Raw genomic sequence first — 18,347 nt, forward strand, 5'->3', positions numbered from 1 at the left:
GCATGGAGTCGTTCCACAACCACCGCCGCCACCTCCCCGCACGCTTACGCCCCCGCCACCGCATGGTCTGCTACGACCACCCTGGGCACCGCCCCACCCCTGCCCCGCCCCCCCCCCCCCCGCGCGGCCCCGCCGGGGGGCCCCCCCCCCCACGGCCTATTCCGTCCAGGGCACCCAGGTGGCCGAACCCGCCTTGCCCTCGCAGACCAGGGCGTGGTTGTCGGAGGTGCGCCCCGACTTGTCGACCGACGGATCGCAGCCCGCGCCCGCGGTGTAGTACGACCCGGACACCTTGAACGGCCCGGACCAGGTGTACTCGCCGTCCTTGCGCAGGCAGAGCAACGTGGCACCGTCCGCCGCGACGCCGAGCAGGCCCGCGCGATCGGCAGAGCAGGCGGTGCCCTTCTCGACCACGGTGCCCACCGGGCTCACCACCGGAACGGTCCCGGTGGCCGTCGCCGTCGGCGCGCCCTGAGACGGGATGGTGGTCGACACCGCCGTCGCGGTGGCCGGCTGCTGCGCCATCGCCGGGACGTCGAGCTCCAGCCCGCCGAACAGCACCAGGCCCGCCGTGGCCACGACCGCGACCTCGGCGATGCCGAGCAGTAGCGCGAAGGTCGCGATCCCCCGGCCCCGTGGATGCCCGAACGACAGCAGTCCGAACACGATCGCGATCGGGAACAGCAGCACCAGCGCCGCGGCCAGGGCGACCATCGCGTACGGATTCACCCGCGGCTGCTCGGCGCGACCCCCACCGGACCCGCGCTCCTCGGTGGTCGCGTGCGGCCAGCGCTGCCCGTTCCAGCGCCGATCGTCGAGCTCCTCCTCGGGGTCGTCGTCCCATTCCTCGTAGCGTGCCATCAACCCCGGGTCCCTCTCCGATCCCCCCGGCGCGAAACGAACACCATGCGGCACCGGGTTACGCGAAGAGGATAGGGACTCCCGACCCGTCCTTCAGCGCAAACGCGAAATGCGCGGACAGCTCACAGCCCGCCGATCCAGGGGTGTGGACGCCGGTAACGAACCCGCAAACATCTTTGCCTCCCGGTCCGGTGCGGGTCCATGCTGGTCATCAGGTGGACCAGTGCGCGCAGTTCGAGCCCGCGAGGAGGACACGATGTCCGGCAGCACCACTCCCGCAGACCGGTCGAGTTGGCATGCCCAGGCGGGTGATCTGCTCGCCGACGACTACAACGTGCCCGGGATCATCGCGTGCGGGATCGGAGTCGTCGGCCTGGCCTGCACGCTCGTGGCCGCGGGGACCGGCCACGTCGGCTGGGCCGTGGTTGCCGGCATCGTCACCGCGGTGTTCCTGCTGGGCGGTGTCGGGGCGTTGCTGTTCGAGCACCGGCGCGAGCAGCGCATCGAACTGTCGTACGGCCGCAGCGGGCACGCGCCGGGCCACGTGGGTCCGCAGCGCTACAGCGCCAGGGAGATCGCGATGCCGGAGCCGCGCCGACGCGGACTCGGGTCCTAACCCACCGCGTCCTGGCTCGGCTCCACCGACGGCATGGTCTCGGTGACGACGGTCAGCAGCGTGTCGCTCAGCAGCCGGTGCACCTGTTCCCTGGTCAGCGTGCCCCGGGTGATCCACTCGCGCCCCGCCACTTTCACCATCCCCGCGTAGGCGAGGACCATCGCGCGCAAGTGTGCACTGTCTGCCAGATCGGCGCGCCCGATCATCACCAGCATGCGTTCGGCGGCCGCGTCGTCGGCTTGGTCGAGGATCTGCTGGACCTCGGGATCGTCGCCCACGCCCTCGTGACTGGTGACCTTCACCCAGGTGGTGCCGTGTTCGACGATGGTGTCGAGCAGCCAGGTGACGATCGCGTCGACCCGCTCGCGCGGGGAGCCCTCGGGAATGGTGACCTTCTCCGGCCGCGGCAGCGTCACCATGCGACGCACGACCGCCAGGTACAGGTCACGCTTGTTGCCGAAGTAGTGGTTGATCAGCCCGCGCGCAACCCCGGCGCGCTGGGCGAGTTCCGCGGTCGACACCGCCGCGTACGGGCGTTCACCGAACATGTCGATGGCACAGGCCAGGATCTGCGCGCGTCGCTCGTCGGGTTCGAGCCTGCGCCTGCGCGGCGCGTCTGCGGTATCGGTGTCGAGCGGGGAAATCGGGCTGCTCCGTCGGGTTCGGTGGCCGCCGCACGGTTGCGGCAGCGGTCCACCACGATACCCAGCGGGTCCGCTCGGCGGCCAATGAGACAATGTGTGTCGTCCCCCGCTCCCGCACGAAGGAATGCCGCGCGCCCCGATGACCGAGAACACGATCGATCCGGACGAGTTGGCGACCTGTCTGCGGGTGCTGGAACAGGCCGGACAGCTGGACAAGGAGCACCCCGATTCGATCGCGGTGCAGCGTGCCGTCGGGCACATGTTCAAAAAGCTCAAGCAGCGCCGCCGGATCGAGGCGCGGGAACAGGTCGCCACCGCCGACCGCGCGGTCATCGCCGCCACCGCCACGGGCTCGCCGCAGCGCATCGACGACGAGACCGCGGGCATCCCGATAAGCTCGTCGACCACCGGCGCCAGCGCCGGCACCCTGCTGCGGCCCCGGCCCTGCTACATCTGCAAGCAGCGCTACACCCAGGTCGACGCCTTCTACCACCAGCTCTGCCCCGAGTGCGCGGCCGCGAGCCACACCAAGCGCGACGCCCGCACCGATCTCACCGGCAAGCGCGCCCTGCTCACCGGCGGCCGCGCCAAGATCGGCATGTACATCGCCCTGCGCCTGCTGCGCGACGGCGCGCACACCACCATCACGACCCGTTTCCCCAACGACGCGATCCGGCGCTTCGCCGCGATGGAGGACAGCGCCGACTGGCTGCACCGGCTCCGGATCGTCGGCATCGACCTGCGCGATCCCGCCCAGGTCGTCGCGCTGGCCGACGACGTCGCCGCGCAGGGGCCGCTCGACATCCTGATCAACAACGCCGCGCAGACCGTGCGCCGCTCGGCCGGCGCCTACAGCGCCCTGGTCGACGCCGAGTCCGCCCCGCTGCCGGTGGGCGCGCTGCCGGAGATGGTCACCTTCGGCAAGACCATGCAGGCCCATCCCACCGCGCTGACCGCCTCGCTGACACCGTCGCTGTCGGCCGCCGACGTCGCCGAGCTGGCGCTCGTCGCGGGTTCGGCCACGCCGGAGCGGATCGCGGCGGGGGTGGCGATCGACGCGGGCGGGCTCGTCCCCGATCTCGCGCACACCAACAGCTGGGTGCAGACGGTCGCCGAGGTCGACGCCACAGAGCTGCTCGAGGTGCAGCTGTGCAATTCGGTCGCGCCGTTCATCCTGGTGTCGCGGTTGCGTCCGGCGATGGCGGCCGCGGCGGGACGGCGCAAGTACGTCGTGAACGTCTCCGCGATGGAGGGCCAGTTCAGCCGGGGCTACAAGGGTCCCGGCCACCCGCACACGAACATGGCCAAGGCCGCGCTGAACATGCTCACCCGCACCAGCGCCCTGGAGATGTTCGAGGCCGACTCGATCCTGATGACCGCGGTCGACACCGGCTGGATCACCGACGAGCGCCCGCACTACACGAAGGTGCGGCTGGCCGAGGAGGGCTTCCACGCCCCGCTGGATCTGGTCGACGGCGCCGCCCGCGTCTACGACCCGATCGTGCAGGGCGAGAACGGCGTCGATCTGTACGGCTGCTTCCTCAAGGACTATCGACCGTCCCCCTGGTGATCGCCGCCCAAGCGATGCCGAACCGGAATGTTGATCATGATTCCGGAGCAAGCCGCGGGTACCTATCCTGGAGGGGTGCCGTACCGGGTGTTGGCCGATCTGATCGCCGTCACCCACGTCGCGTTCATCGCGTACGTGGTCGCCGGTGGTTTCCTGGCGTGGCGGTGGCCCCGGACCATCGGCGTCCATCTGCTCGCCGCGTCCTGGGGATTCGGCACCATTCTCATCGGCTTCGACTGCCCGCTGACCTACGCCGAGAACTGGGCGCGCGGACAGGCCCGGATGGCCCAGCTGCCCGAGGCCGGGTTCATCGACCACTATCTGACCGGGGTGATCTACCCGGACAGCGCGCTGGGCGTCGTCCGGCTGGTGGCCGCGGTGGCCGTGCTCGTGTCGTGGGTGGGCTATTGGCGCCTGTCCCAGCGCCACCGCAGGCTCAGCTCAGGTGCCGTGTGATCTCCCGGGCCACCTCGGCGGGCTGTTCGTCGAGGTAGAAGTGTCCACCGGGGAAGGTCCGCAGGCGGAACGGGCCGTCGCTCACCCCGCGCCACCGCTCGGCCTGCGCGACTGTGGTGGTCGGGTCCTCGGTGCTGACGAGGGCCAGGACCGGGCAGCTCAGCATCGTGCCGGGTCGGTGCGCGTAGGTCTCGACCGCCTGGTAGTCGGCGCGCAGCGCGGGCAGCACGAGATCGGCCAGGCCCGGTTCGGTGCGCAGCAGGCGCACGGGGGCCGGGTCGGCGGCGAGTCGTTCGAGGTCGTCGATGAGGGCGGCGTCGGAGGCCAGGTGCAGGCGTCCGGTGTCGACATAGGTCGGGTCGGGGCGGCCGGAGACGATCAGCGCGGCGGCGGGTTCGCCCGCGACGGCCAGGCGGCAGGCGGTCTCGTAGGCGACGGTCGCGCCCATGCTGTGCCCGAACAGCACCCGGGCCGGTCCCGGTCGGCGCAACAGGTCCGCCGCGATCCGGTCGGCCAACTCGTGCAGGTCCGTGACCACCGGGTCGGCGAGCCGGTCCTGGCGACCCGGATACTGCACCGCGGTCACCTCGACACCGGCCCCGAGGTGGCCCGCCAGTGACCGATAGGCGGGGGCCGAACCACCACCGGGTGGGAAGCAGACGAGCCGACGGACGGCCGCCTGGTCGGCTCGCAGCACCCGAAGCCATTCCGTCGCAGCGGTATTCACGCTGGTTACACACTCCTCATCTGATGTCGGCGCCGCTAGGCTGGTCGGCGTGACCACCGCGCGGCAGTTCGTGCACGCCTACGAGACCGGACTGGGACGCACACCGTCGGCGGCGACCGACGAGCCCGATCCCGGCGCCCGGCTGGCGGCAACGCTACCGGTCTGGGCGCTGGCCGCCGGATCGGTGGCCGCGGCGGCCGAGTCGGCGAACCGCTTCCGCGCGGCGGTGGGCCTGCCGACCGTGCCGGTGCGCCTCGAGCCCGCGCGGATCGCCGCGGCGTTCGGCAGCGAGCGGCTGTTCCGGCGGCACGGCCGGGCGCCGTCGGTGTTCGCGGAGCTGTCCGGGTTCTTCCGCACCCGCGACGGCTGGATCCGCACCCACGCCAATTACCCGCACCACCGCGAGCGCCTGGCCGCCGCCGTCGGCTTGCCCGCCGACGCCTCCGCCGAGGCCGCGAGCGCCCGGTTCGCGACCATGTCCGCCGCCGAGATCGAAGCACTGGCCCACGCCGGGGACGCCATCGCGGTCCGCGTGCGCGCGCAGGACGAGTGGGCGGCGAGCCCGCAGGGTATCGCCGCCGCCGCGGGCCCGCTCGTGGCGATCGCGCTGTCGGACGGCGCCGGACAGTCGCTGGGCCCGGCATCGTCGCCCGAGTCGCGGGGCGGAGCGGTTCATCCCGGCGCCACCGTCGCCCAGCCACTGCGGGGCCTGCGCGTCCTCGATCTCACCCGGGTCCTGGCCGGGCCGGTCGCGACCCGCACACTGGCGCTGCTCGGCGCCGACGTGCTCCGCGTCGATCCGCCGCACCTGCCCGAGATCGAGTGGCAGTTCCAGGACACCTGCCAGGGCAAACGCTCGACCCTGCTCGACCTGCGCGCCGATCCCGAGGTGTTCGCCGCACTTCTCGCCGAGGCCGACGTGCTGGTCACGGGCTACCGGCCCGGGGCGTCGGCCACGGCGGACCTGCGCGCGGCGGAGCACGCGGGCCTGATCCACGCGCGCGTCTCGGCGTGGGGCGAGACCGGTCCCTGGGGTGCGCGCCGCGGCTTCGACAGCATCGTGCAGGCCGCCTCCGGCATCGCGCTCATCGAAGGCGGACCGGACCGACCCGGCGCGCTCCCCGCCCAGGCCCTCGACCACGGCTCCGGCTACCTGCTCGCCGCGGGCGTCCTGGACGCGCTCCGCGATCGGCTGGCCGACGGTCGAGGCCGCGAGGTCCGGGTGTCGCTGGCACGCACCGGCGCGTGGCTCCTCGCTACCGGCCACCGCGACGAGCACCACCCCGCCGCCGAACAGCCCGACCCGTGCACGGCGGTCACGCACGATGACGTGACCACTGCCGCACCGGCATTCGCCGACTACGCCGACTACTTCTCGCCCGCACCGCCCTACGGCTCGGCCCAACCCTTCTGGCCGAAGCGCCCCGCCTGAGCAGGGCGGCTCGTCCTCACTCCCCCACGATCGCCCGCACCGCCTCCGCGAGCTGGTCGCCGTCGGCGGTCACCTGCCCCGGATTCAGCAACCACAGCACGCCGAGGCCCTGGACCAGGATGAAGTACATCCGGCCGATGGCGTCGGCCTGGGCCGCGTCCAGTTCCGGATGCGCCGCGCGAACATGGGCCGCCAGGTCGGTACTCGCGGCCTCGAGCTGGTCGCCGAGCTGGGCCCTGGCCTCCTCGGAGCGCACGATTCGCACGATGTTCTCCAGGCTGGCCAGCATCGCCTCCTGATTGGCGGCGAACACCGCGGGCATCGCGTTCCACAACCGCGTGAACCCGGCCAGCGGCGAGGTGCCGGCGCCGTCGGCGATCACGTCCTCCATCGCGTCTCCGATCGCGGTGCCGAGCGCCTCGCTCAACGCCTCGGTGACCAGGCGTTCCTTCGACCCGAAGTGATAGCCGATCGCGGCCAGGCTCACCCCGGCCGCCGTGGCGATATCGCGCGCGGTCGCCTTGGCCACGCCGCGCTCCATGATGACCTTGCGCGCTCCCGCCAGCAGATCTTCCCGATTACCCATGACCCGACCCTACCGGAACGTCTAAGACATTTGTACTAGACATTCGTGCCAACTGCTGTTAGACATATGTCTCAGACATTCGTTCTCCAGACGGGAAGCACCATCATGGCCACCACCAGCCCCCTGCACGTCCTGGTCTCCGGCGGCGGGATCGCGGGCAACGCGGTCGCACTCCAGTTGCTGCGCAACGGCATTCGCACCACCGTGGTCGAACGCGCCGCCACTCCCCGCCCCGGCGGGCAGGCGGTCGACCTGCGCGGGCCCAGCAAGATCGCCGCCGAGCGGATGGGCCTGCTCGAGGGCATCGCCGAATACCAGCTCGACGAGCGCGGCATGTCCTACGTCGACGGTGACGGCGAGATCTACGCGCGGATGGCCATGGAGGATTTCGACGGCGCGGGCATCGTCGCCGACATCGAGATCACCCGCGGTGACCTGAACCAGGTGCTCCTGGACGCGGTGGCCGCCGCCGACACCGGCATCCTCGACTACCGCTACGGCGAATGGATCGACACCATCGCCCAGGACGACGCGGGCGTGGACGTCACCTTCGCCTCCGGCGCCACCGAGCGCTTCGACCTGGTGATCGGCGCCGACGGCGTGCACTCGGCGACCCGCGCCCTCGTCTTCGGGCCGGAGGAGGAGTTCAGCACCAACCTCGGCGCCTACGGCGCGTTCTTCACCATGCCGAGCCCGGCCGGCATCGAGCCCGGCTGGTTCGGGATGCGCATGATCCCCGGCGCGATGCTGGGCATCCGGCCGGACGCCGACCCGGCCACCAGCAAGGCCATCATGACGATGCGCACCGCCCCCGATCCGGCGCTGCGCCGCGACCCCGAAGCCCAGCGGGCCCTGATCCGCCGCACCTTCGCCGAGGCGGGATGGCGCGCACCCGAGGTGCTGGCCGCCATGGCGACCACGCCGGACTTCTACTTCGACGAGGTCGCGCGCGTGGACGTGCCCGAGCTGTCCGTCGGCCGGGTCACCCTGATCGGCGACGCCGGCTACTGCGGCTCACCCCTGAGCGGCATGGGCACCGCCATGGCCATCGTCGGCGCCTATGTCCTGGCCCAGGAGATCGCCGCCACCCCGGCCGATCTGGCGGGCGCACAACGCCGCTACCAGGACGTGATCACCCCCTTCCTCGACAAGGCGAAGGAGATTCCCGGCGGCAGCCTCGCGCTGATGCTGCCCAACTCGCGCGCGATGGCGGCTCTGGCCAAGCTGAACGTGCGGATCATGATGTCGCGTCCGATGCGGCCGATCACCAAGAAGATCTACTTCGGCCACACCGACGACTTCAGCCTGCCGACCTACTGACCGCGCTACAGCGGAATCAGATGATGCTTGCGCGGCCCGTGCTCGACCCGCTTGTCCCGCAACAACTTCAGGGCCTTGCGGATCTCGAGGCGGGTCTGCGACGGCTCGATCACCGCGTCGATGTAGCCGCGTTCGGCCGCCGTCCACGGCGTGGCGACGGCGGCGTTGTAGTAATCGATCATCTGGTTGCGGACGGCGTCGCGCTCGGCCTCCGGGACCGCCGCCAACTGCCTGCGCTGGGTGAGCCCGATCGCGGCCTCGGCGCCCATCACCGCGATGCGCGCGGTCGGCCAGGCCAGATTGATGTCACCACCGAGTTGCTTGCAGCCCATCACCGCGTAGCCGCCGCCGTAGGCCTTGCGCACCACGACGGTGACGATGGGCACGGTCGCCTCCACCACGGCGTAGAAGAACCGCCCGCCCCGCTTGATGACGCCGATCCTCTCCTCTTCCACACCGGGCAGCACGCCGGGCGTGTCGACGACGAACACCAGCGGCAGACCGAAGGCATCGCAGAGCCGGATGAAGTGGGCGGCCTTGTCCGAGCACCTGGCGTCGATCGCGCCGCTGAAGACCAGCGGCTGATTGGCGACCACGCCGACCGCGCGGCCGTCCACCCGGGCGAATCCGGTGATCAGGTTGCGCGCCGCCGAGGCGCCGACCTCGTGGAACTCGCCGTCGTCGAAGATGCGCACCAGCACGTCGTACATGTCGTAGCCGGCGCGGTCGGAGTCGGGGATGAGCGTGTCGAGTTCGCGGTCGGTGTCGGTGATCGCGGGTTCGAGTCCGGGATTGACGACCGGTCCCCGCTCGAAGCAGTTGGACGGCATGTAGCTCAGGTAGTTCCTGGCCCAGTCGAAGGCAGCCCGCTCGTCGGGCGCGACGTGGTGGATGGTGCCGTTCTGGGCCTGGTTGTACGCGCCGCCGAGTTCCTCCAGCGTCACCTCCTCGCCGGTGGTCTCGCGAATGATCTCCGGCCCGGTGACGAACATGTACGCGTTCTCGGTCGCGATCAGCACGTCGGTGTTGATCGGCGCGTACACCGCGCCCGCGGCGCATTTACCCAGCATGATCGACACCTGCGGCACCACCCCGGACAGCCCGAGCTGGCGCCTGCTCATCGCGGCGTACCAGGCCAGCGAGGTCACCGCGTCCTGCACGCGGGCGCCGCCGGAGTCGTTGATCGCGACGAACGGGCAGCCGATCTCGGCGGCGAGATCCATCGCGGTCGCCACCTTGCGGCCGAACATCTCCCCCACCGAACCACCGAACACGGTCTGGTCGTGCGCGATGACCACCACGGGCCGCCCGTCGACCGTGCCGTGCCCGGTGACCACCCCGTCGCCGTACAGGCTGTCCGGCACCCCCGGCTGCCGCACCAGCGCCCCGATCTCGACGAAACTGCCGGGATCGAGCAGCATGCCGATCCGTTCGCGTGGACTGGGAATCCCCTTCGCTGCACGTTTGGCGACTCCCACATCCCCCGCGGGCTCCTGCGCGGCTGCCAGGTTCTTTCGCAACTCTGCCAATTTCGCAGCGGTTGTCGCCTTCACGATGCACCTACCCTCGCCAGTGTTGAGCTATCGGTCTGCAGATCTCCAGCGAGCGTAATCGACCCGGCGCCCAGGCCCGCGGCACGGCGCACGCTGGCCCCGCTACGCTCGAGCTGTGCCGCAGCGGATCATCCTCGACGTCGATACCGGAATCGATGACTCGCTGGCGCTGCTGTACCTGCTGGCCTCCCCCGAGGCCGAGATCCTCGGGATCGCCGCCACCGCGGGCAATGTCGCGACCGCGCAGGTCGCCGCCAACACCCTCGCGCTGCTCGACCTGGCGCGGGCGGGCGAGATCGAGGTGGCCGCCGGAGCGCTCGCACCGCTGGCGATCCCGCTGCGCACCACCGAGGACACCCACGGTCCGCAGGGTCTTGGCTATGCCGAGCTGCCGGTGTCGGCGCGTCCGCTCTCGGACCGGACCGCGGCGCGGATGTGGGTCGAGCTCGCCCGCGGCAACCCCGGGGCGATCGGGCTGTGCACCGGCCCGCTCACCAATCTCGCGCTGGCGCTGCGCCTCGAGCCGGAGCTGCCCCGGCTGCTGGGCCGCCTGGTGATCATGGGCGGGGCATTCCATCACCCGGGCAACACGACTCCGACGAACGAGTGGAACATCCACGTCGACCCGGAGGCCGCCAAGGAGGTGTTCGACGCGTTCTCGGCGGCGCCGCCGGAGCGCAGGCCCCTGGTCTGCGCGCTCGACATCACCGAGTCGATCGAGATGCGCCCCGCCCACCTGGTGGCGCTGGCCGAAGCAGCGGGCAGCGCGCCGATCGAGGCGCTCACCGGGGACGAGGGCGTCGAATGGCGTTCGGCGGCCAGCGATCCGGTGATCCGGTACCTCGTCGACGCGGTGCGCTTCTACTTCGACTTCCATCGGCTCTACGACCTCGGCTATCTGGCGCACATGCACGATCCGTTCGCCGCCGCGGTCGCGCTCGACCCCACGCTGGTGACGACCCGGCCCGCGACGGTCGACGTCGAGCTGGCCGGCACCATCACCCGGGCGACCACCGTCGCCGACTGGACGGGCATGTGGGGCCGGGAACCCAACGCCGACATCGTGATCGGCACCGACCCCGCGGTGTTCTTCGACCGCCTCATCACCCGCGTCGGCGCCCTGGCCCGCCGCCTGTCCACGGAGCTGTCATGACTGTCGATACCGCCGCCTACCTCGCCGATTTCCGGCGTCGCCTCGAGCTGCCCGCCCTGGTGGACGTGCACACCCATTTCATGCCCGATCAGGTGATGCGCAAGGTGTGGGCCTATTTCGATCAGGTGGGTCCGCTGACCGGGCGACCCTGGCCGATCACCTATCGCGACGACGAGCAGGTGCGGTTGAAGACCCTGCGCGAGTTCGGCATTCGCGCTTTCACGTCGCTGGTGTACCCGCACAAGCCGCAGATGGCGGCCTGGCTCAACGAGTGGACGGCCGAGTTCGCGGCCCGCACCCCGGACTGCCTGCACACCGCGACGTTCTATCCCGAACCGGAGGCACCGGACTACGTGCGCGCCGCCATCGACGACGGCGCGCGCGTGTTCAAGGTGCACATCCAGGTCGGCGCGTTCTCGCCGCTGGACCCGTTGCTCGATCCGGTCTGGGCGATCCTCGCCGAGACCGGTGTTCCCGTACTCATCCACTGCGGATCCGGTCCGGCGCCCGGCGAATTCACCGGCCCGGGGCCCATCGCCGAACTGCTGCGGCGCTTTCCGGGCCTGTGCCTGATCGTCGCCCACATGGGCACCCCCGAGTACACCGAATTCCTCGATCTGGCCGAGCGGTATCCGCTGCTGCGCCTCGACACCACCATGGTGTGGACCGACTTCAGCGAGGCGGGGGCGCCGTTCCCGCCGGGCGAGCGGGAACGCCTGCGCCGCTTCGGCGATCGCATCCTGTTCGGCAGCGACTTCCCCAACATCCCCTACCCGTACGCCGAGGCCGTGCGGGCGCTCGAACGCCTCGACCTCGGCGACGACTGGCTGCGCAAGGTGTGCCACGACAACGCGGTCGCCCTGTTCGACCTGCGCTGAGCACCGGTCATCGGGCGGCGACGGCGAATCGGGTCCGCCGATGCGCGGTCGTTCGGCAACGGCGCCGACGGCGGGCCTCGTGGCCGCGATCACGAGATCCATTCCGGCGCTCAGCTTCTCGATGTCGTCGACGTTCGCGGTATCACTGGTCTGTGTGCCTGACCGCGTAGACGGCCAGGCGCACGCGATTGTCGGTGCCGGTTTTCTCCAGCAGGTTCGCGATGTGGCTCTTGACGGTGCTCACGCCGAGGTGGAGGCGCTCGGCGATCTCCTGGTTGCCGTATCCGGCGGCGACCAGGCGCAGGACGTCGAGTTCCCGGGGCGTCAGGTCGGGGGCGGGCGCCGGGCTCGGCGCGGCACGCGCCGACAGCGCCCGATCGACCAGGCGGCGCAGGAGCATCGGGGAGAAGAGCAGGTCCCCGTCGACGGTCCGCCGGATGGCGTCGAGCAGGACCGCGGGATCGGTGTCCTTGACGAAATAGCCCGCGGCCCCCGCCGCGAGCGCGGGGAACAGATGATCGTCGTCGTCGAAGGTGGTCAGCACGAGCACTTTCGCGCGCGGTGCCATGGCCAGGATCTGCCGGGTCGCCGCGACCCCGTCGAGGCCGGGCATGCGCAGATCCATGACGACGAGGTCGGGGGCGAGCTCGGCGAACCGTCGGACCGCCTCGACGCCGTCGGCGGCCTCACCGATCACCGCGAGATCGGTGGTGTCCTCGATGAGCATCCGCAGGCCCGCCCGCACCAGACGCTGGTCGTCCACCAGCAGCACCGTGATCACCGCGGGTCCGCTCCGCGCACGGTGTCGGGCAGCCAGGCCCGCACCACCCACAGCTGACCCTCGGCGGCGGCGGTGGGGGGGGCGCCCGGGGGGGGGGCCCCCCCCCCCCCCCCCCCCCCCCCGCCCCGGGGGGGGGGGGGGGGGGCCGGCCCCGCCGCCGCCGGCGACCCGCTCCCGCATCCCGACGATGCCGTGCCCCTGGGCAGTCGCCGAACCGGTGCCGCCGCTGACGATCTCGACGTCGATGCCGCCCGCCGCGCCACCGCCGATCCGTACCCGCACCGGCACATCTCGTTCCGCGTGTTTCATGACATTGGTCAGTGACTCCTGGACCAGGCGCAGCAGGGTGAGCCTGCTCATCGCGTCGAGCCCGCCGAGCGGAACGTCGAGATCGGCCTCGACGGTGAACCCGGCGGCCTTCGCCCGGCCCACCGCGGCGTCGAGCTCGGTGCCGAGCGCGTCGGCCTCGACGAGCGAGACGGTCCCGAGCGCCGGATCGCGCAGGGCCGCCAGGAAGCGCCGGATGTCGGCGAGGGCGTCGGCGGCGGTGGCGCGCACGTCGTCGAGCACGGCGACCACGCGCGGATCGGCCGCGCGCACCACCCGGCCCGCCACCGAGACACGCAGAATGATCGAGGCCATGTGGTGGGCGACCACATCGTGCAGTTCCCGCGCCATGGCGGCGCGTTCGTCGAGGCGGACGCGCGCTTCGGCGTCGGCCGCGCGCAGCCGCAGGTTCTCGGCGAGATCGCGCTGTCCGCGCAGGTACAACCCGAGCAGCAGCGGCAGTCCCACATAGGCCGCGGCCTCGACCGCGGTGGACGCGCGACCGATCGAGGTGTCGTGCAGTCCGACCCGGCCCAGCACGACCGCCGCGGCCCAACACGCGGTGGCCACCGCGACGACCTCCCGGTGACGGGTGCGCGCCACCACGTCGACCAGGGCCACCGCGCCGAGCGCGGGCACCAGCCCCGACACACCCCACGCCGGTGTCCGCAGCATCGGCACGGCCAGCACCGACAGCGCGATCGAGACCGCCAGCGGCCACCGCGCACCCGCGAGGAACACGACACCCGAGGTGAGGGCGAGCACCCAGTAGTGCGCGGGCACCCGGTACTGGCCCGGATACGTGCTCGCCAGCAGCAGCACCGGGATCAGCACCAGCGGCAGCCACCGCAGCAGGGGCAGCGGGTCGCGGTGGGCACGCACGTCGATCACGGACCCACGGTAGGCGACGGTGGGCGGCTAGCACGCGATCGGCGCGTCCGCAACAGCCGCGCGGCCGGAACCCGCCGCCACGCGCCGGCCGCACGGCGGAGTTCACCGGCTCGGGCACTCCCGAAGCTGGAGGTTCCCCACAGACAAGGAGCACACGTGGTCTCGCGACGAGGATTCCTCACCGGCCTCGCCCTCACCCCGGTCGTCTACGCGGCAGGCTGCACCGCCCCGACGACGCCCCCGGCGGCCGGTGCCGCTGCTCGCGCCCTGCCGATCCCCCCGCTCGCACCGTCGGCGGTCGGGGCCGACGGCGTGCGTCGTTTCGCCCTGCGAGCCCAGCCGGGGACCACCGAGATGCTGCCCGGCACCGCCACCGCGACCTGGGGCTACAACGGGTCCGTGCTCGGCCCCACACTGCGTGCCCGCCGCGGGGAGACCGTCGAAGTCGCCGTCGTCAACGATCTCCCCGAGGCGACGTCGGTGCACTGGCACGGCATGCACGTCCCGGCGGCCTGCGACGGCGGACCGCACCAGATGATCGCGCCCGGCGCGCGCTGGCAGCCGACCTGGACGGTGAACCAGCAGGCCGCGACGCTCTGGTATCACCCGCATCCGCACGGCGCGACCGAAAAGCACGTGCAGCGCGGCCTTTCCGGACTGTTCCTGATCGACGACGACGCCGCCGACGCGCTCGACCTCCCGAAAGGCTATGGCATCGACGATATTCCGCTGGTGATCCAGGACCGGCGGTTCACCGCCGCCGGCGACCTCGACGAATCCGATCCCACCGATGTCGGACTGCTCGGCGACACCCTGATCACCAACGGCATCGCGAATGCCCACTTCACCGCCACCACCGAACGGGTCCGTTTCCGGCTTGTCAACGGGTCGTCCGGCCGCCTCTACGATCTGGGTTTCGCCGATGATCGCCGCTTCCAGCTCATCGCCACCGACGGCGGACTGCTGCCGGAACCCGTCGGGCTGGACCGGATCCTGCTCAGTCCCGGCGAGCGTGCCGAGATCGTGGTCACCCTGCGGCCGGGCGAGCGGACCGTCCTGCGGTCACGGCCGATCGCGGATCGCGCCGGGATCGATCGGGCCGCCGAGTTCGGGTTCGACGACACCTTCGACATCCTGTCGCTGCGCGCCGCCGACACGATCGATCCGTCCGCGGCGCTGCCCGCCGTACTCGTCCCGCTCCGCGCGCTCGCCCCCGCTACCACCACCCCGTCGAGAACCTTCGAGCTGAAGTGGTTCATGATCAACAACCAGCGGATGGACATGAATCGCGTCGACATGACGATCCCGGTCGACACCACCGAGGTCTGGGCGGTCCGCAACGAGGACAACTGGCCGCACAACTTCCACGTCCACGACGTGCAGTTCCAGATCCTGGCCGTCGACGGGAAACCGCCGCCGCCGGCGCTGTCGGGCTGGAAGGACACCGTGTACACCGCGCCCGGGGTCACCTACACGCTGGCCATGCACTTCGCCGACCACACCGATCCGACCTTCCCGTACATGTACCACTGCCACCTGCTGCATCACGAGGATCAGGGCATGATGGGCCAGTTCCTGGTCCTCGCGCCGGGCATGACGGCCACGCCGCGCGCCATGGACACGGGCACCATGCACCACGGCTGAGCGCCTCGACACGATCACGCCGGTGTGGCGCCGCGGACCCGCACGCGCGGACGTTCGCCGCGTCCGCCGAAGAGGCTGAGGATCTCCACCTCGCGCCCGTGCGCGGCGCCGAACCAGTGCGGGATGCGGCAGTCGAACTCGGCGACCTCGCCGGGCCCCAGCACGACATCGTGGTCGCCGAGCCGCACCCGCAGATGGCCGCGCAGGACGAACAGCCACTCGTACCCGTCGTGCGCGCGCGGGTACGGCTGCGCGTCATGGGCGGGAATGACCATCTTGTGCGCGCGCGGACCGCTCCGCTGACGCGACAACGGGATCAGTGTGCGACCGTCGCGGCGCGTCGGCTCCTGCCGTACCCGGGGCTCGACGACCCGCGGCGCGGCCACGATCTCGTCCAGCGGCACGCCGAGCGCGACCGTGATCGGCAGCAGCAGTTCGAGACTCGGTTTGCGCTGCCCCGATTCCAGCCGGGACAGCGTGCTCGTCGACAGGCCGGTGAGCGCGGCCAGCTCCGCGAGACTGCGGCCGCGCTGTGCGCGGGCGCGCCGCAGCCGGGGCGCGATCTGGTCGATCACCGCGCCGACGCCGGGTTGATCATCCATGCGCCCAGTGAACCGAGTTGTCCCGGTTTCGGCAACATTCTTTGCCGAAACAGCATGCGAAGGGTGACGCTCGTCGCGGAGGTGATCCGACATGACCGAAACAACGGATACCGCAACGAGATCCACGCCCGCACCGACCGGGCCCGGCCGCCACCGGCTGCCCGCCGGGGTCTACCTGCTGGGCTTCAGCCTGTTCGCCATGGGCAGCGCGGAGTTCCTGCTCGCCGGTGTGCTGCCGGAGGTGGCCACCGATCTGTCCGTCCCGCTCTCCTCGGCGGGTCTGCTCATCACCGCGTTCGCGCTGGGCGTCGTGGTCGGCGGGCCGCCGCTCGCGGTGCTGAGTCTGCGCTGGCCGCGGCGCACGGCGCTGATCGGTACGCAGGCGGTCTTCGCCGCGAGTGTCGCCGTCGGACTGCTCGGCGGCTACGAGCTGTTGCTGGTCTCGCGAGTGGTGTCCGGGGTGGCCTACGCGGGGTTCTTCGCGGTCGCCGCCGTCACCGCGGCCGCCATGGTGCCCCCGGAGCGGACCGCGCGTGCCGCCGCGGTGGTGGTGAGCGGATTGAGTATCGCGATGGTGGCCGGTGGACCGGCGGGCACCCTGCTCAGCCACTTCATCGGCTGGCGGGGCGGGTTCTGGGTCGTCGTCGTCCTGACCGCGGTCGGCATCGGCGGGTCGCTGCTCGGAATCGCCGCTCCCGCGACCGGTTCCGCGCCCATGGCCCGGCCGGACGTACGGCGGGAACTACGAACGCTGCGCACTCCCGCGCTCTGGAGCATCTTCGCGATCACGATCCTGACCACAGCGGCGTACATGATCACGTTCAACTATCTGGCCGCGATGCTCACCGAAGTCACCGCGGTGCCCTCGGTGTGGGTCCCGGCGATCCTCGCGCTGTTCGGGATCGGCGCCTTCGCAGGCTTGTCGCTCGGCGGCCGTATCGCCGACCGGCGACCGCATCTGGCTTTGGCCGCAGGCACGATCGCCATGGCGATCCTGTCCTCGATCCTCGCCGTGGCGATGGGGTCGGCGGCAGTGGTGGTGCCCACGGTCTTCCTGCTCGGTGTCGCGGCGTTCGTGCTGAATCCGGCGCTCTACAGCCGGGTGTTCGCCCTGGCCGGGGACGCTCCGACGCTGGCAGGCGCCACCACGGTGTCGGCGTTCCAGCTGGGGATCAGCGGCACACCCGTGCTTGCCGCGCTCACCCTCACCCGGGGCGTCGCCCTCACCTCGGTCTGCGTGATCGGCGCTGCCCTGGCGGTCCTCGCGCTCCCGATCATCCGCGCCGATCGAATGGGCCACCGGCGCTGACGATCGATCGGGCGTCGCGCGGGGATCTTCCCGGAGCGACGCCCGATGCGCCTGCGCCGCATCGATCGTCAGGACTGGCCGGCGAGGTAGCGCACCAGGTTCTCGACCAGTTCCCGGGTGCCCTCCTCGCGCTGCGCGCCGGTGTCGTAGCCGTCGAGGTGGGCGCCGAATTCGACGAGGGTGAGCTTGGTGCCGGTGGCGGTAGGGACGAATTCCCAGGTGGCGACCGAGGTGGAGATGTGGGCGCCGTCGAGCCACATGTCATAGGTGTAGACGAGCCGTTCGTCGTCGACGATGTCGGTGTAGGTGGCGACGAAACGAGAGGTCGTCTTCCCCTCGAAGGTGCCCTCGTTGATCTCCGCGCCACCGACCCGGAAGTCGACGGAGACCTCGCCCTGCTCCCAGCCCTCCTCGCCACCGAACCACTCGCTCTTGATCGCGGGATCGGCGAATGCCCGGAAGGCGACGGCGGGCGGCACCGGCACCTCGCGCTCGATGGTGAACTGGGCGTGATTGATGCTGCGGGTCACGGTGTCGGTCATTGTTGTTCTCCCTCTGAGTTCTTCGCTGATTCCACGAGTAGCGCGGTGAGCCGGTCCACCTGACGTTCGGCCGGTGGCCGCTGGTGGCGCAGCCAGTCGAGCGCGGGCCCGAAGGCCCCCGGCGCGAGCTGGTAGGTGCGCACGCGCCCGATCTTCGCCGAGCTCACGATCCGCCCGGCCTCCAATGCCTTCAGGTGCTGCACGATCGTCGGCAGGGCGACGTCGAACGGCGCCGCGAGATCCGAGACCGAGGCCGGGCCCCTGGCGAGCCGCTCGACGATCGCTCGCCGCGTCGGATCGGCCAGGGCACGGAAGACACTGTCGAGTCCACCGTCCGGCTCGGCATTCGAATACTTAGGCACATACCTAAGTATTCACATCGAGGCCTCTCCGCGCAACCCCGAACCCGGGGGGGGGGGCGCCGCGCCCCCCCCCCCCCAACCCCCCCCCCCCCC

Annotated in this window: 18 protein-coding genes and 1 pseudogene; 9 read left to right on the forward strand and 10 right to left on the reverse strand. The window is 71.3% G+C overall.

Annotated elements, in window-relative coordinates; all coding sequences use genetic code 11:
• Window positions 1–156 precede the first annotated feature (156 nt).
• Window positions 157–861, reverse strand: a complete 705-nt coding sequence (locus tag QH270_RS00360) for a hypothetical protein (protein WP_280338343.1) — start codon at window positions 859–861, stop codon at window positions 157–159.
• Window positions 862–1,117: 256 nt separating this feature from the next.
• On the opposite strand from QH270_RS00360, the gene QH270_RS00365 reads away from it, so the two are divergent.
• Window positions 1,118–1,477 (forward strand): hypothetical protein, encoded by a 360-nt coding sequence (locus QH270_RS00365; RefSeq protein ID WP_280338344.1) that lies wholly within the window; start codon window positions 1,118–1,120, stop codon window positions 1,475–1,477.
• Here QH270_RS00365 and QH270_RS00370 read toward each other — a convergent pair.
• The gene (locus tag QH270_RS00370; RefSeq protein ID WP_280338345.1) at window positions 1,474–2,025 is read right to left on the reverse strand and encodes a TetR/AcrR family transcriptional regulator; all 552 of its coding nucleotides are present in this window, start codon (window positions 2,023–2,025) and stop codon (window positions 1,474–1,476) included. The two genes, QH270_RS00365 and QH270_RS00370, sit on opposite strands and share 4 nt — an antisense overlap.
• A gap of 235 nt (window positions 2,026–2,260) precedes the next feature.
• Between QH270_RS00370 and QH270_RS00375 the strand changes: the two genes are divergently transcribed.
• Both QH270_RS00375 and QH270_RS00380 read left to right on the forward strand, forming a co-directional pair.
• Window positions 2,261–3,691 carry an SDR family oxidoreductase gene (locus QH270_RS00375; RefSeq protein ID WP_280338346.1) on the forward strand — a complete coding sequence of 477 codons (1,431 nt, stop codon included), beginning with the start codon at window positions 2,261–2,263 and terminating at the stop codon, window positions 3,689–3,691.
• A gap of 75 nt (window positions 3,692–3,766) precedes the next feature.
• The gene (locus tag QH270_RS00380; RefSeq protein WP_280338347.1) at window positions 3,767–4,147 is read left to right on the forward strand and encodes a DUF2784 domain-containing protein; all 381 of its coding nucleotides are present in this window, start codon (window positions 3,767–3,769) and stop codon (window positions 4,145–4,147) included.
• Here QH270_RS00380 and QH270_RS00385 read toward each other — a convergent pair.
• Window positions 4,128–4,874: a thioesterase II family protein gene (locus tag QH270_RS00385; RefSeq protein WP_280338348.1), complete on the reverse strand. Its 747-nt coding sequence runs from the start codon at window positions 4,872–4,874 to the stop codon at window positions 4,128–4,130. The genes QH270_RS00380 and QH270_RS00385 overlap by 20 nt on opposite strands.
• 49 nt (window positions 4,875–4,923) lie before the next feature.
• Here QH270_RS00385 and QH270_RS00390 point away from each other — a divergent pair, with 49 nt between their 5' ends.
• Window positions 4,924–6,306: a CoA transferase gene (locus tag QH270_RS00390; protein ID WP_280338349.1), complete on the forward strand. Its 1,383-nt coding sequence runs from the start codon at window positions 4,924–4,926 to the stop codon at window positions 6,304–6,306.
• Window positions 6,307–6,322: 16 nt separating this feature from the next.
• Here the strand turns inward: QH270_RS00390 and QH270_RS00395 are convergent, their stop codons facing one another.
• Window positions 6,323–6,892, reverse strand: a complete 570-nt coding sequence (locus QH270_RS00395; RefSeq protein WP_280338350.1) for a TetR/AcrR family transcriptional regulator — start codon at window positions 6,890–6,892, stop codon at window positions 6,323–6,325.
• A 105-nt stretch (window positions 6,893–6,997) separates the two neighbouring features.
• Here QH270_RS00395 and QH270_RS00400 point away from each other — a divergent pair, with 105 nt between their 5' ends.
• On the forward strand, window positions 6,998–8,212 hold the full coding sequence (locus tag QH270_RS00400) for an FAD-dependent monooxygenase (protein WP_280338351.1): 1,215 nt from the start codon (window positions 6,998–7,000) through the stop codon (window positions 8,210–8,212).
• A 5-nt stretch (window positions 8,213–8,217) separates the two neighbouring features.
• On the opposite strand, the gene QH270_RS00405 is transcribed toward QH270_RS00400, so the two are convergent.
• The gene (locus QH270_RS00405; protein ID WP_280338352.1) at window positions 8,218–9,765 is read right to left on the reverse strand and encodes an acyl-CoA carboxylase subunit beta; all 1,548 of its coding nucleotides are present in this window, start codon (window positions 9,763–9,765) and stop codon (window positions 8,218–8,220) included.
• A 115-nt stretch (window positions 9,766–9,880) separates the two neighbouring features.
• Here QH270_RS00405 and QH270_RS00410 point away from each other — a divergent pair, with 115 nt between their 5' ends.
• Both QH270_RS00410 and QH270_RS00415 read left to right on the forward strand, forming a co-directional pair.
• Window positions 9,881–10,918, forward strand: coding sequence for a nucleoside hydrolase (locus QH270_RS00410; protein ID WP_280338353.1), 1,038 nt, complete (start codon window positions 9,881–9,883; stop codon window positions 10,916–10,918).
• Window positions 10,915–11,796, forward strand: coding sequence for an amidohydrolase family protein (locus QH270_RS00415; RefSeq protein WP_280338354.1), 882 nt, complete (start codon window positions 10,915–10,917; stop codon window positions 11,794–11,796). Before QH270_RS00410 ends, QH270_RS00415 begins: the two co-directional genes overlap by 4 nt.
• 142 nt (window positions 11,797–11,938) lie before the next feature.
• On the opposite strand, the gene QH270_RS00420 is transcribed toward QH270_RS00415, so the two are convergent.
• Entirely contained in the window at window positions 11,939–12,577 is a 639-nt protein-coding gene (locus QH270_RS00420) for a response regulator transcription factor (RefSeq protein WP_280338360.1), read from the reverse strand.
• Window positions 12,578–13,126: 549 nt separating this feature from the next.
• A pseudogene (locus QH270_RS34490) lies at window positions 13,127–13,579 on the reverse strand (histidine kinase); the annotation flags it as partial.
• Window positions 13,580–13,951: 372 nt separating this feature from the next.
• On the opposite strand from QH270_RS34490, the gene QH270_RS00430 reads away from it, so the two are divergent.
• Complete coding sequence (locus QH270_RS00430) at window positions 13,952–15,439, forward strand: multicopper oxidase family protein (RefSeq protein ID WP_280338355.1); 1,488 nt, start codon at window positions 13,952–13,954, stop codon at window positions 15,437–15,439.
• A 14-nt stretch (window positions 15,440–15,453) separates the two neighbouring features.
• On the opposite strand, the gene QH270_RS00435 is transcribed toward QH270_RS00430, so the two are convergent.
• Window positions 15,454–16,041, reverse strand: coding sequence for a helix-turn-helix domain-containing protein (locus QH270_RS00435; RefSeq protein WP_280338356.1), 588 nt, complete (start codon window positions 16,039–16,041; stop codon window positions 15,454–15,456).
• 91 nt (window positions 16,042–16,132) lie between these two features.
• On the opposite strand from QH270_RS00435, the gene QH270_RS00440 reads away from it, so the two are divergent.
• On the forward strand, window positions 16,133–17,350 hold the full coding sequence (locus QH270_RS00440) for an MFS transporter (protein ID WP_280338357.1): 1,218 nt from the start codon (window positions 16,133–16,135) through the stop codon (window positions 17,348–17,350).
• Between the two features lie 68 nt (window positions 17,351–17,418).
• On the opposite strand, the gene QH270_RS00445 is transcribed toward QH270_RS00440, so the two are convergent.
• Both QH270_RS00445 and QH270_RS00450 read right to left on the reverse strand, forming a co-directional pair.
• The gene (locus QH270_RS00445) at window positions 17,419–17,892 is read right to left on the reverse strand and encodes an SRPBCC domain-containing protein (RefSeq protein ID WP_280338358.1); all 474 of its coding nucleotides are present in this window, start codon (window positions 17,890–17,892) and stop codon (window positions 17,419–17,421) included.
• On the reverse strand, window positions 17,889–18,254 hold the full coding sequence (locus tag QH270_RS00450) for an ArsR/SmtB family transcription factor (RefSeq protein WP_280338359.1): 366 nt from the start codon (window positions 18,252–18,254) through the stop codon (window positions 17,889–17,891). Before QH270_RS00450 ends, QH270_RS00445 begins: the two co-directional genes overlap by 4 nt.
• Window positions 18,255–18,347 lie beyond the last annotated feature (93 nt).

It is taken from the genome of Nocardia neocaledoniensis (assembly GCF_029868625.1).
Taxonomy (GTDB): Bacteria; Actinomycetota; Actinomycetes; order Mycobacteriales; family Mycobacteriaceae; genus Nocardia; species Nocardia neocaledoniensis_A.

Excerpts from the sequence above, each read along its gene's own strand:
- QH270_RS00360 (WP_280338343.1), bottom strand. The coding sequence starts at position 861 with ATGGCACGCTACGAGGAATGGGACGACGACCCCGAGGAGGAGCTCGAC.
- QH270_RS00365 (WP_280338344.1), top strand. The coding sequence starts at position 1,118 with ATGTCCGGCAGCACCACTCCCGCAGACCGGTCGAGTTGGCATGCCCAG.
- QH270_RS00370 (WP_280338345.1), bottom strand. The coding sequence starts at position 2,025 with ATGTTCGGTGAACGCCCGTACGCGGCGGTGTCGACCGCGGAACTCGCC.
- QH270_RS00375 (WP_280338346.1), top strand. The coding sequence starts at position 2,261 with ATGACCGAGAACACGATCGATCCGGACGAGTTGGCGACCTGTCTGCGG.
- QH270_RS00395 (WP_280338350.1), bottom strand. The coding sequence starts at position 6,892 with ATGGGTAATCGGGAAGATCTGCTGGCGGGAGCGCGCAAGGTCATCATG.
- QH270_RS00400 (WP_280338351.1), top strand. The coding sequence starts at position 6,998 with ATGGCCACCACCAGCCCCCTGCACGTCCTGGTCTCCGGCGGCGGGATC.
- QH270_RS00415 (WP_280338354.1), top strand. The coding sequence starts at position 10,915 with ATGACTGTCGATACCGCCGCCTACCTCGCCGATTTCCGGCGTCGCCTC.
- QH270_RS00435 (WP_280338356.1), bottom strand. The coding sequence starts at position 16,041 with ATGGATGATCAACCCGGCGTCGGCGCGGTGATCGACCAGATCGCGCCC.
- QH270_RS00440 (WP_280338357.1), top strand. The coding sequence starts at position 16,133 with ATGACCGAAACAACGGATACCGCAACGAGATCCACGCCCGCACCGACC.
- QH270_RS00445 (WP_280338358.1), bottom strand. The coding sequence starts at position 17,892 with ATGACCGACACCGTGACCCGCAGCATCAATCACGCCCAGTTCACCATC.